General features: G+C 62.2%; 11 protein-coding genes. 3 read left to right on the forward strand and 8 right to left on the reverse strand.

Translation table 11 applies throughout. The features are described 5' to 3' along the window. Positions 1–3: 3 nt before the first annotated feature. From QMX97_RS20925 to QMX97_RS20935, 3 genes are all read right to left on the reverse strand, one after another. Complete coding sequence (locus QMX97_RS20925; protein WP_065906060.1) at positions 4–351, reverse strand: zinc ribbon domain-containing protein; 348 nt, start codon at positions 349–351, stop codon at positions 4–6. A 2-nt stretch (positions 352–353) separates the two neighbouring features. Next, positions 354–1,583 (reverse strand): formamidase, encoded by a 1,230-nt coding sequence (fmdA, locus tag QMX97_RS20930; protein WP_282397529.1) that lies wholly within the window; start codon positions 1,581–1,583, stop codon positions 354–356. 87 nt (positions 1,584–1,670) lie between these two features. After that, a complete protein-coding gene (locus QMX97_RS20935; protein ID WP_177343952.1) occupies positions 1,671–2,402 on the reverse strand; it encodes a GntR family transcriptional regulator in 732 nt (243 codons plus the stop codon). 113 nt (positions 2,403–2,515) lie between these two features. Between QMX97_RS20935 and QMX97_RS20940 the strand changes: the two genes are divergently transcribed. The 3 genes from QMX97_RS20940 to QMX97_RS20950 all read left to right on the forward strand — a co-directional run bounded on the left by QMX97_RS20940 (position 2,516) and on the right by QMX97_RS20950 (position 6,665). Beyond that, the gene (locus QMX97_RS20940) at positions 2,516–3,871 is read left to right on the forward strand and encodes an adenylosuccinate lyase family protein (protein WP_065906055.1); all 1,356 of its coding nucleotides are present in this window, start codon (positions 2,516–2,518) and stop codon (positions 3,869–3,871) included. An 85-nt stretch (positions 3,872–3,956) separates the two neighbouring features. Further along, entirely contained in the window at positions 3,957–5,261 is a 1,305-nt protein-coding gene (locus QMX97_RS20945) for a cation:dicarboxylase symporter family transporter (protein ID WP_065906053.1), read from the forward strand. A 12-nt stretch (positions 5,262–5,273) separates the two neighbouring features. After that, positions 5,274–6,665, forward strand: a complete 1,392-nt coding sequence (locus QMX97_RS20950; RefSeq protein WP_065906051.1) for a class II fumarate hydratase — start codon at positions 5,274–5,276, stop codon at positions 6,663–6,665. A gap of 62 nt (positions 6,666–6,727) precedes the next feature. Here QMX97_RS20950 and QMX97_RS20955 read toward each other — a convergent pair whose 3' ends face one another. The 5 genes from QMX97_RS20955 to urtB all read right to left on the reverse strand — a co-directional run bounded on the left by QMX97_RS20955 (position 6,728) and on the right by urtB (position 11,698). Then, positions 6,728–7,810 carry a hypothetical protein gene (locus QMX97_RS20955; protein ID WP_282397530.1) on the reverse strand — a complete coding sequence of 361 codons (1,083 nt, stop codon included), beginning with the start codon at positions 7,808–7,810 and terminating at the stop codon, positions 6,728–6,730. A gap of 341 nt (positions 7,811–8,151) precedes the next feature. Beyond that, complete coding sequence (gene urtE, locus QMX97_RS20960; protein ID WP_282397531.1) at positions 8,152–8,841, reverse strand: urea ABC transporter ATP-binding subunit UrtE; 690 nt, start codon at positions 8,839–8,841, stop codon at positions 8,152–8,154. Positions 8,842–8,851: 10 nt separating this feature from the next. Continuing rightward, positions 8,852–9,610 carry an urea ABC transporter ATP-binding protein UrtD gene (urtD, locus tag QMX97_RS20965; protein WP_025855702.1) on the reverse strand — a complete coding sequence of 253 codons (759 nt, stop codon included), beginning with the start codon at positions 9,608–9,610 and terminating at the stop codon, positions 8,852–8,854. After that, positions 9,607–10,770 (reverse strand): urea ABC transporter permease subunit UrtC, encoded by a 1,164-nt coding sequence (gene urtC, locus QMX97_RS20970; RefSeq protein WP_065906047.1) that lies wholly within the window; start codon positions 10,768–10,770, stop codon positions 9,607–9,609. The genes urtD and urtC overlap by 4 nt, the downstream gene beginning before the upstream one ends. 10 nt (positions 10,771–10,780) lie before the next feature. Further along, entirely contained in the window at positions 10,781–11,698 is a 918-nt protein-coding gene (gene urtB / locus QMX97_RS20975) for an urea ABC transporter permease subunit UrtB (protein WP_065906044.1), read from the reverse strand. Between the last annotated feature and the right edge of the window lie 118 nt (positions 11,699–11,816).

Below are 11,816 nucleotides of genomic sequence, written 5' to 3' on the forward strand. Positions count from 1 at the left end.
CTCCTAGTGACTGATCATCCACGGCCGGGGGCCGGTCTTGGTCTTGAGGCCCAGCGGGTTGGCCTTGCTCGGCAGCACCGCCTTACTGGTGCCGCAGCAACTGCAACCCGCCGGGTGCCGGCGACTTTCCTGGTATTCGCCGACAGTCTGCGGCGCGTGGGCGCTGCGTTCGTTGCCGGCGATGGCCTTGCGTTGGTTGGCCGACAGCGTTTGCAGGGCCGGCGCCGACACCAACAGCTGCCCGCCGGGCCCGGCACAGTACGGGCACTGGCTGGGCGCGTGGCGCTGGGCGATCGGCCGCAGCTGGGTGAAGGTGCCGCACGTGTCGCAGGCGTATTCGTAGGTCGGCATGGCTACAGGTCCGGGGCGATGGGCAGGTCGATGCTGCCGTCGAGGAAGCGCGTCGGGCCGTTGGCGTTTGGGTTGATATCGAACTCGAAGATCTCCGTGGGCAACCACAGGGTCGCGCAGGCATTCGGGATGTCGACCACGCCGCTGATGTGTCCCTGCACCGGCGCCGAACCGAGCAGCGCATAGCCCTGGGCCGGCGAGTAGCCGAACTTGGTCAGGTAGTTGATCGCATTCAGGCACGCCTGGCGGTAGGCGACGTTGACGTCCAGGTAGTGCTGCTGGCCCTGCTCGTCGACCGAGATGCCTTCGAAGATCAGGTAGTTCTTGTAGTTCGGCGTGATCGGGCTCGGCTTGAAGACCGGGTTCTTGATGCCGTACTTGGCCATGCCGCCCTTGATCAGCTCGACTTTCATGTGCACCCAGCCGGCCATTTCGATGGCGCCGCAGAAGGTGATTTCGCCGTCGCCCTGGCTGAAGTGCAAGTCCCCCACCGACAGCCCGGCGCCGTTGACGTAGACCGGGAAGAAGATCTTCGAGCCGCGTGACAGATCCTTGATATCGCAGTTACCACCATGTTCGCGCGGCGGCACCGTGCGAGCACCGGTGGTGGCGGCATCGTCACGGGCCTGGCCCTTGAGCTTGCCCATATGGGCGGTGGCGGCCAGCGGTGCGTTGGCCAGCGGTGGCACGCGGGTCGGGTTGGTGTCGATCAGTTCCTGCTCGCGGCGGTTCCAGTCGGCGAGCATCACCGGGTCAGGCAGGCAGCCGATCAGGCCGGGGTGGATCAGGCCGGCGAAATTCACCCCCGGAATGTGCCGCGAGCTGGTGAACATGCCCTTGAAATCCCAGATGGCTTTTTGTGCGCTGGGGAAGTGATCGGTGAGGAAACCGCCGCCGTTCTGGCGCGAGAAAAAGCCGTTGAAACCCCACTGGGAATCGGCCTTGGCGCCGATATCGAGCAGGTCCACCACCAGCAGGTCACCCGGCTCGGCGCCGTGCACGCCCACCGGGCCGGAGAGGTAATGCACGGTGGACAGGTCGACGTCGCGCACATCGCTGGCGTCGTCGTTGTTCTTGATGGCGCCGGCGGTCCAGTCGTAGGTTTCCAGGATGAAGTCGTCGCCCGGCTTCACCCAGCACGCCATCGGGATATCCGGGTGCCAGCGGTTGTGGATCTGCTCGTTCTCGGTGACGGGTTGGTTGAGGTCGACTTTGATCAGCGTTTCGGTCATGGGCTGGCTCCTGGACGGATGACATTGCGTTCTATCCAGTCTCATCGGGCCAGCCCAATCGGGAAATACGTTGGATGACGTATGGGCTCAGAGCTTGTCGCGTTTCATCTGCATGGTCAGGGTGAAACGGTCGGCGGGATAGACCGTTTCCGACACCGCAATCAGCGCCCCGGCTTCATCGCGGTATTGGCGGATGATGTTCAACCCCAGCGCGCCGCCCTGCGCCTTGAGGCTGGCAGCCAGCTCGGCGGGCAACTGCACCGGGCGCACCTGTTGGTCAACCACCTCGATAGGCCGCGAGAAGGCCTTGCCGATCAGCGCGGCAATGAGTTCGTCGGGGTGCTTGCGCGCGTCGGGGATCACCTCGGCAAACGCCTGTTCGGCGTACACATCGGTCCAGCACAACGGCGCATTGCCGGCGCTGGCATCGACCTTGATGCTCGACACGCAGAAATAATGCCCGCCCGGTTCCAGCCCCAGGCGCCGGGCCAGGGCGATATCGGCGACAAACTCCCGCACGCCCTGGATATCGCGGATATGCGTCTCGGCCACCTGCACCAGGTCGGCCACCGAGGCCATTGCCTGGGAATAGCCGCCCTGCGGCGAGGCGGCTTCGACCCGCGTGCCCACACGCTTGCGGCGCGAGACCATGCCCTGCCCCTGCAACTGGTCGATGGCCGCGCGCACCGTGTGGCGGCTGACCGCGTACAGCGAGCACAGCTCGAATTCAGTCGGCAACAACGACCCTACCGGGTAATGACCACTGCCGATCTGCTCGATCAAGTCCTTGGCAACTGCCGCATAACGCCTCTGGCTCACGCTTTCCATTCTTACCCTCGCTGTCGAGTTGACAGTGTATCAGTCCAGGCGCAATCATAATGTACGGACATATTAAATATGTATGGTTTAAAAATAACAAATAGGGTTTTACCATGTCGAGTACCGTTTTTGATTCCGCCCTGTTCCGTGACATGTTCGGCACCGCCGAAATGCGCGGTGTGTTTTCCGATAAAGCGCTGATCGAGCGTTACATCGAAGTGGAAGTGGCCCTGGCCCGCGCCGAGGCGCGTTGCGGGGTGATCCCTGCCGAGGCGGCCGAGCAGATCGCCGCGCTGTCGCAGTACCAGGCGCTGGACCTGGCGCTGATGCAGCACGAGACCGAGATCGTCGGGTACCCGATCCTGCCGCTGGTGGAGCAACTCTCGAAGATCTGCGGCGAAGCCGGCCGCTACGTGCATTGGGGCGCCACCACCCAGGACATCATGGACACTGCCGTGGTCCTGCAGGTGCGCGCTGCGCTGGCCATCGTCGAGCGTGACATCCAGGCGGTACGCGGCCTGCTCGCCGGCCTCGCGCAGCGCTACCGCGACACGCCGATGGCCGGCCGTACCCACTTGCAGCACGCGCTGCCGATCACCTTCGGCTACAAATGCGCGGTCTGGCTGAGCATGTTCGACCGCCACGCCGAGCGCCTGGTGGAACTGCGCCCACGCGTCGAAATCGGCCAGTTCGCCGGGGCTGCCGGTACCCTCGCCTCCCTCGGCGACAAAGGCCTGGATGTGCAGGCAGCGTTGATGGCCGAACTCGGCCTGGGCGTGCCGCAAGCCACCTGGCACGTGGCCCGCGATGGCCTGGCAGAAACCCTGAACTTCCTTGGCCTGGTCACCGGTTCCCTGGGCAAGATCGCCCTCGACATCATGATGATGATGACCAGCGAACTGGGTGAGGTGTACGAGCCCTTCGTCAAGGGCCGTGGCGCCAGCAGTACCATGCCGCAGAAGCGCAACCCGATTTCCTGCGAACTGATGTACGCCGCCGCCAAGGGTGTGCGCCAACACGCCGGGCTGATGCTCGATGCGATGATCCAGGATTTCGAACGCTCCACCGGCCCGTGGCAGGCCGAATGGATCGCTATTCCGGAAGCCTTTGCCCTCAGCGCCGCGTCCCTGGGGCAGGCAACCTTCATGCTCGCCGGCCTGGAAGTGCGCCCCGAGCGCATGCGCAAGAACCTCGACATGACCCAGGGCCTGATCGTCGCCGAAGCCGTGATGATGGGACTCGCCCCGGCGCTCGGCCGCCAGGTGGCCCACGACGTGGTCTACGCCGCCTGCCGCATGGCCAACGACCAGGGCACCAGCCTGCTCGACGCCCTGCTCGCCCAGGGTGAAGCCACTGCGCAACTGGACCTCGCCGAACTGCAACGCCTGACCGACCCGGCCAATTACCTGGGGCTGGCGCCGCAGATGGTCGATATCGCGCTCGCGCGCCAGGGTGCGGTAAAACGCTGACCTTGCAGGGGCCGGCTTGCCGGCTCCCGCAGGGGGTTACCTGCGCTTTACGTCGCCGAACCATAACAACAATGAGATCACAGACATGTCATCCACCCCCGCAAAAAAACCGCTCTACAAGGACCTGACCTTCCAGGTCGTCGCCGCGATGTTCCTGGGGATCGCCTTCGGCTTTCTCGCCCCGGAACTGGCTGCCAGTTTCAAGATCCTTGGCGATATCTTCCTCAAGCTGATCAAGACCGCCGTCGCGCCGCTGGTGTTTTTCACCGTGGTCCACGGCATTGCCTCGGCCGGCGATATCAAGCGCGTCGGCAAAGTTGGCCTGCGTGCATTGATCTACTTCGAAGTGGTGTCGACCATCGCCCTGGCCATCGGCCTGCTGTGGGGCAACCTGCTGCAGATCGGCTCCGGCATGCATGACGCCCACCCGAGCGCCGCTGCCGCTGCCGCCACCACCGCCGCGGTGGCCAAGGGGCACGCACCGGCCTCGACCATGGACTTTATCTACGGCATTTTCCCCGACAATTTCGTCGGCGCCTTCGCCGGCGGCCAGCTGTTGCAGGTGCTGGTGATCTCGGTGTTGTTCGGCTTCGCCCTGCTGGCCCTCAAGCCCGAGCGCCGCGAAGTCATCGAAGATGGCCTGAACCGCATCTCGGAGTGCTTCTTCGAGTTCATCAACCTGATCATGAAGTTCGCGCCGCTCGGCGCCTTCGGCTCGGTGGCCTATGCGGTCGGCAGCAACGGCACGGCGGTGCTGATGTCCCTGGCCAACCTGGTGTTGATGTTCTACGTCGGCATCGCGTTCTTCATCTTTGTGGTACTCGGCGCGGTGTGCCGCCTGAGCGGCTTCAGCCTGTGGCGCTTCCTCACGTATATCAAGGATGAAATCTTCATCGTGCTCGGTACCGCATCGTCGGAAAGCGCGCTGCCACGCCTGCTGCAGAAGCTCGAGAAGTTCGGCTGCTCCAAACAGAGCGTCGGCCTGGTGCTGCCCACCGGCTATGCGTTCAACCTCGACGGCACCTCGATCTACATGTCGCTGTGCGTGCTGTTTATCGCCAACGCCTACGGCGTGCCGCTGAGCTGGGAACAACAGCTGGGCATCATCGCGATCATGCTGGTGACCTCCAAGGGCGCGGCGGCAGTGTCGGGTGGCAGCTTCGTGGTGTTCGCCGCCACCGTCACGGCCATCGGCGTGCTGCCGGCCGAAGGCCTGGCGCTGTTGTTCGGGGTGTACCGCTTCATGTCCATGGCCATCGCCACCTGCAACACCATCGGCAACAGCGTGGCCACGGTGGTGGTGTCGAAATGGTCCGGCGAGTTTTCCCAACAGACCGCCCAGGATGAATATCAACGCGTCCTCGGCCGCCCCGCCGGCGCGGCGCTTTAACGGAGCAAAGGGATGTCCAGTACACGAATCGAACACGATGCGTTCGGCCCCGTCGAAATCCCGGCCGACCGCCTGTGGGGCGCACAAACCCAGCGGGCCCTGCAGGTCTTCGGCAGCAAGCAGCCGTTTCCCGCCAGCCTGATCCGCGCCTTCGGCCAGCAAAAGCGCGCCTGTGCCCGCGCCAATGCGCGGCTCGGCACACTGGCCCCGGCCCTGGCGGACGCCATCGAACAGGCGGCCGAGGCCTTGGCCGACGGCGCTTTCGACCAGCACTTCCCGCTGTCGATCTGGCAGACCGGCTCCGGCACCCAGACCAACATGAACGCCAACGAGGTGATCGCCAACCGCGCCAACCTGATGCTGGGAGGTGAACTGGGCAGCAAGTCACCGGTGCACCCCAACGACCACGTGAACCGCTCGCAGTCGTCCAACGACAGCTTTCCGACGGTGATGCACCTGACCACCGTGCTGGAACTGCGCGGGCGCCTGCTGCCCGCGCTGGGCCAGCTGCACAACGAACTGAAAGCCAAGGCCGACGCCTGGCAGGACGTGCTGAAAATTGGCCGCACGCACCTCATGGATGCCGTGCCGATGAGCCAAGGCCAGGCATTTGGGGCGTTTGCCCAGCAGATCCAGCACGGCATTGCACGCCTCGAAGGTTGCATGCCGCGCCTGTGCCTGTTGCCCCAGGGCGGCACGGCGGTGGGCACCGGCTTGAATACGCCAGTGGGATTCGATGTGGCGTTCTGCGAAGAAATCAGTCAGCTCACCGGCGTCGCCTTTGCAACCAACCCGTGCAAATTCGAAGGCATGGGCACTCACGATGCGTTGGTGGAAGCCTCCGGCGCGCTGAACGTGCTGGCCGTGTCACTGACCAAGATCGCCAACGATATTCGCCTGCTCGGCTCGGGTCCGCGTTGCGGCCTGGGGGAATTGATCGTGCCGGACGATGGCCTGACCTCCTCGATCATGCCCGGCAAACGCAACCCGACCATTGCTGAAGTGCTGGTGCAGGCGGCCATGCAGGTCATGGGCAATCACACCACCATCACCCTGGCGGGCGCGTCGAGCACGTTCGAGTTGAATGTGGCCAAGCCGGTGCTGATCCACAATCTGCTGCAATCGATCGAGGTGCTGACGGACGCCGTCAGCCTGTTCAGCCACAGGTTGCTCAGTGGCCTGGAGGTCAATCGCGCGCAACTCGCGCACAACGTCGAGCATTCGCTGTTGTTGGCCACGGCACTCAACCCGGTGCTGGGCTATGACCGTGTGGCGCAGATCACCCGCAAGGCTGCGGACGAGGGGCTGACACCGAAGGAAGCGGCGGTCCGGTTGGGGTTGATCAGTGCCGAGGCATACGCCCAGCACGTACGGCCGGAGGCCATGATCCGCCCGACACCTTAGCGGGCGGCGACGCCTGAAGGACGCGAGGTGCCACCGACGTGATCGGCGGCACCCTGCGCAGGTCAACGGGGGCGCTCGTCGTCCCGCTCTTTCTTGATCATGTGCTTCAGGTTGTCCAAATCGAATCGCTGGTCCTTGTACCCAGGATTACCTTTGTCATCCACGCCGATATCGGTGTCTTCCAGAAGCTCTTTGCGCTGCAGAAACTCAGTCGCTGCCTGGCGCGCTGCTGGGGTGTAGGTTTTATTCGAAGGCACTAACCCAGCGGCTTGTTTCAGTTCCTTGAAGTTGACATAGTTATCACCATCACCGTACTCGACAAAGTGCTTTTTAATCGTTTCAAGCAGCTCTGAGTTACTCATGTTTTCGAATCGATTGGAGGCATTTGCCAGGTCCTGCCGAGTAAAACTGCCATCCAGTTCGCCGGTTTTACCTTCATCATATTCTCTAAACCAGCTGCCATTATCCAGCAATGCCTTGGCAATATTCATCTCATCCTCAGTCGCCGGGGTACCGTCCAGGCGGTGACCTGCAGCCACTGCATTCAGCGACCTGTCGGTGATATAGCCCGGTTTGCCCGGGTCTTCCAGGGAACTGAAGCGGGTGAGTACTCGGTTGCTGAAGTCTTCCTTATTAAGGTCGCTATACGAGTTGCTTTTATCATCCGGCATCCCGTAACCCGGCGCGCGCTGGTAGCTAGGTCGCTGCGACGAGAAGCCTGGATCTTCATAACGCGGCGCGGGTCCGGAATATTGCGAGGGAAATTGCTGGTTGACCCTGTGTTGTTGCATGGCGCCGTTATATTGGCCCCCGCGCACCGGCGGCATGGACAGTGCCTCCTGCGCCTCAAGAACATCAATAGCAACAGATACGTCGCCTTGACTGATATACCCATCTTCCTGGCCGCCATGATTAACTGAATCGAATAACGTTGCTATTTCTGGAATGCCGAGAATCACTTTAGCCAACTGGGTCATATCATTGTCCCAAGGATTTCTCATCGGGGCACGATTGGCCTTTTCACTGAGTGAATCTATCGTGACAAAACCCGATCTACCTGCGGTGAAATAATTAAAGTTATCTGAAAATTTCTGCGCGATACCGGACCACGGAGCATTCGCATAAGGGTTATAAGAACCCCTCATTCCACCATCAGGGGGGACTGACATTAAGCCCATGCCGGAAACCGCCCGACAGTGGGGTTGTTGGGGATAACACAGGTCCATAGTTACACCTCAGGTCATGGAGTCGATAGATGCCAATCCAATAAAGCTGCTCGACGGATTAACGTCCCACTCTGTGGCCACTGACAACACGCCAGTTCCAAAGACCCGAGGCAAACAGACAACTCAGCACCGGAAAAGGACTTGGAGAGGCTCAGCATACGGCCCGAGCAGCACGCCGATAAAACCTGGCATGGCTGTAGGAAAACGCCTGGAACAAACACGCTTCCTCGCAACCCAACGATCACTTTTGCAGCCGCAGTTCACACCGACAAATACCGGCTGATGGTCGCCTCATCCACCCTATCCCGCGTCTCCTCAATCACAAACCGGCCCTTCTCGATCACCAGGAAACGGTCGGCGATCTCCAGGGTAAACGACAGCACTTGCTCCGACACCACTATGGTCAGGTCGCGCAGGTTGCGAATCTCCTTCAGCGTGCGCGCGATGTCCTTGATGATCGACGGCTGGATGCCCTCGGTCGGTTCATCCAGCAGCAGCACCTTGGGATTGGTCGCCAGCGCGCGGGCAATCGCCAGCTGCTGTTGCTGGCCACCGGACAGGTTGCCGCCCTTGCGCGACTGCATGTCGTAGAGCACCGGGAACAGCGCATACAGATCCTCCGGCACCTTGCCGCGTGCCGACGCCGGCAGGCCGGTCTGGATGTTCTCCAGCACCGTCATGCTCGGGAAAATCATGCGCCCCTGCGGCACATAAGCGATGCCGCGTTCCACCCGTTCATGGGTTTCCAGCGCCGACACATTGTGCCCATCCACGCTGACCTCGCCTTTCCACTGCGGCAGGATGCCCATCAGGCTCTTGAACAAGGTGGTCTTGCCCATGCCATTGCGGCCCATCACCGCGACGATCTCACGCTTGGCCACGTTCAGGTCCAGGTCGTGGAGGATCTGGCTCTGCCCGTAGCCGCAGGACAACTGGTCGATCTTGAACATGCCCGCTTCCTCAATGGCCCAAATACACTTCGATGACTTTAGGGTTGCTTTGCACCGACTCCATGCTGCCCTCGGCCAGCACCTTGCCCTGGTGCAGCACGGTGACCTTGTGGGCGATGCTCTTGACGAATTCCATGTCGTGCTCGATCACCAGCACCGATCGGCCCTGGCTGATGCGATTGAGCAGCTCGGCGGTCTGCGCGCGTTCGTTGACACTCATCCCGGCCACCGGCTCATCGAGCATCAGCAACTCGGGGTCCTGCATCAGCAGCATGCCGATTTCCAGCCACTGCTTCTGTCCGTGGGACAGCAGGTCGGCCTGTTGCTGCAGCAGGTCACCGAGGAAGATCTCCCGCGCGACTTCTTCCACCCGCGCGATCACCTGGGCGTTGCGCTTGAAGAACAACGCGCCCCACACCTTGCGCCCGGCCGGGTAGGACATCTCGAGGTTCTCGAACACCGTGAGGTTCTCGTAGATCGACGGGTTCTGGAACTTGCGCCCGACGCCGGCGCGCACAATGTTGTACTCGCGCATCTTGGTCAGTTCCTGCCCGTCGAACTGGATGCTGCCGCTGGTGGCGCGGGTCTTGCCGCAGATCAGGTCGAGCACCGTGGTCTTGCCGGCGCCGTTGGGGCCGATCACCACGCGCACTTCGTTGCGGTCGATGTACAGGTTGAGGTTGTCGACCGCCTTGAAGCCGTCGAAGGACACGGTGAGGCCTTCGATGGCCAGCACCGGTTTTTTCATTTCAAAGCCGACGGCGGTCATGGCTGAGTCTCCAGGATCTTGCTTTTAGCCTTGGATTTAACCGACGGGCTCGCCGGAGTCGCCGCTACGGGTTTGCGCCGCAGCACTTTGGCCAGCGCCTGGCGCCCATGGCTGTCCCACAGGCCGGCCAGGCCGTTGGGGAAGTACATGACCACGGCGATAAACAGCCCGCCCATCAGGTACAGCCACAACTCGGGGAAAGACTCGGAAAAGTAGGTCTTGCCGTAGTTCACCAGCAGCGCGCCATACACCGCGCCGAGCAGCGACATGCGCCCGCCCACCGCGGCGAAAATCACCATCTCGATCGACGGCACGATGCCCACGAACGACGGCGACATGAAGCCCACCTGCAAGGCAAACATCGCCCCGCCGATCGCCGAGAACGCGGCGGCTACGCAGAATACGAAGATCTTGAAGCTGGCCACGTCGTACCCGGAAAACCGCACGCGTTCTTCCTTGTCGCGCATCGCCATCAGCAGCCGGCCGAGCTTGGACGCGAGGATGAAACGGCCAATGAAGATGCAGCCGAACAGCAAGCCGGCGTTGATGAAGTACAGGATCAGCTTTGCGCTGTCGGTGCGCAGGTCCCAGCCGAGCAGCGTCTTGAGGTCGGTGATGCCGTTGACGCCACCGGTCAGGCCTTGCTGGCCGACGATCAACACGGTGAGGATCAGCGCAATCGCCTGGGTCACGATGGAGAAGTACACATCGCCCACGCGTCGCTTGAACAGCGCCATCCCGATGATGAACGCGAGCAGCACCGGCACCGCGATCACCGCCACCAGGGTAAAGCTGAAACTGTGGAACGGCTGCCACAGCCAGGGCAGTTCGGTGATCTGGTTCCAGTCCATGAAGTCCGGGATGCCCGGGGTGGACTGGATCTTGGTGCTCTCGGGGTCCGAGGCTTCCAGCTTGAGGAACATCGCCATGCAGTAGCCGCCGACGCCGAAGAACACGCCCTGCCCCAGGCTGAGAATGCCGCCATAGCCCCAGCACAGCACCAGGCCCACGGCGACGAACGCGTAGGTCAGGTATTTGCCGACCATGTTCAGCCGGAACGCGTCGAGGGTCAGCGGAAATACCACAAGGATCAACAGCGCCAGCAGCACGATGCCGATCAGGTTTTGCTGGCCGCCCAGCAGCTTGTCTAAAGCCTTCATCTGCTCGCCTCTACTTGCGCACTTTGATGGAGAACAACCCTTGCGGGCGCAGCATCAGGATCAGAATCACCGAGGACAGGGTGAGTACCTTGGCCATCGAGCCACTGAGGAAAAACTCCGACAGCGATTGGGTCTGGGCGATCACGAACGCCGAGGCGATGGTGCCGAACAGGCTTTGCGCGCCGCCGAACACCACCACCAGGAAGGTGTCGACGATGTACTGCGAACCCGCCGTGGGCCCGGTGGAGCCGATGGTGGTGAACGCCGCGCCCGCCACACCGGCGACGCCACAACCGAGGGCGAAGGTCATGCGGTCGACCTTGCGCGTGTTGATGCCCACCGCGCGGCTCATCAGGCGGTTCTGCACCGTGGCGCGCACCTGCAGGCCCCAGCGCGAGCGGTAGAGCATGATGAAGATCGCACCGGTCAGCAGCAGGGTCAGGCCCATCATGAACAGGCCATTGCGCGGAATCTCGATGGCATCGGTGAAATTCACCGAGCCCATCAGCCAGGCCGGTGGTTCGGCGCTGACTTCGCGGGCGCCGAACACCGAGCGGAAGGTTTGCTGCATCACCAGCGACAGGCCCCAGGTGGCGAGCAAGGTGTCCAGCGGGCGCTTGTACAAGCGGCTGATCATCGCCCATTCCACCAGCCAGCCGATGGCCCCGGCCACCAGGAATGACAGGCCGATGGCGAAGAAGAAGTAATAGGGTTGGAAGCTTGGCGCAAAGTGCGCGGTGAGGCTGGAGCACACGTAGGTGGTGTAGGCGCCGATGGTCAGGAACTCGCCGTGGGCCATGTTGATCACGCCCATCTGCCCGAAGATGATCGCCAGCCCCAATGCCATCAGCAACAGCACGCAGAACACGGACAAGCCGTTGAACCCCTGCATCGCCGCGATGGCTCCAAATTCCGATAGCCATTCCATGATGATGGTCTCCTGAGCGGGAGGTAATGATGAAAACCAAGGTCTGCTTTTGCTTTATGTGGGAGCGGGCTTGCTCGCGAATGCGGTGCATCAGTCAAACCATCTGTGAATGACACTG

Source organism: Pseudomonas sp. PS01298 (assembly GCF_029959745.1).
Classification (GTDB): domain Bacteria; phylum Pseudomonadota; class Gammaproteobacteria; order Pseudomonadales; family Pseudomonadaceae; genus Aquipseudomonas; species Aquipseudomonas aylmerensis.

Coding starts and splice junctions, on each gene's coding strand:
- QMX97_RS20925 (WP_065906060.1), bottom strand. CDS start 351: ATGCCGACCTACGAATACGCCTGCGACACGTGCGGCACCTTCACCCAG.
- fmdA (WP_282397529.1), bottom strand. CDS start 1,583: ATGACCGAAACGCTGATCAAAGTCGACCTCAACCAACCCGTCACCGAG.
- QMX97_RS20940 (WP_065906055.1), top strand. CDS start 2,516: ATGTCGAGTACCGTTTTTGATTCCGCCCTGTTCCGTGACATGTTCGGC.
- QMX97_RS20945 (WP_065906053.1), top strand. CDS start 3,957: ATGTCATCCACCCCCGCAAAAAAACCGCTCTACAAGGACCTGACCTTC.
- QMX97_RS20950 (WP_065906051.1), top strand. CDS start 5,274: ATGTCCAGTACACGAATCGAACACGATGCGTTCGGCCCCGTCGAAATC.
- QMX97_RS20955 (WP_282397530.1), bottom strand. CDS start 7,810: ATGAGGGGTTCTTATAACCCTTATGCGAATGCTCCGTGGTCCGGTATC.
- urtE (WP_282397531.1), bottom strand. CDS start 8,841: ATGTTCAAGATCGACCAGTTGTCCTGCGGCTACGGGCAGAGCCAGATC.
- urtD (WP_025855702.1), bottom strand. CDS start 9,610: ATGACCGCCGTCGGCTTTGAAATGAAAAAACCGGTGCTGGCCATCGAA.
- urtC (WP_065906047.1), bottom strand. CDS start 10,770: ATGAAGGCTTTAGACAAGCTGCTGGGCGGCCAGCAAAACCTGATCGGC.
- urtB (WP_065906044.1), bottom strand. CDS start 11,698: ATGGAATGGCTATCGGAATTTGGAGCCATCGCGGCGATGCAGGGGTTC.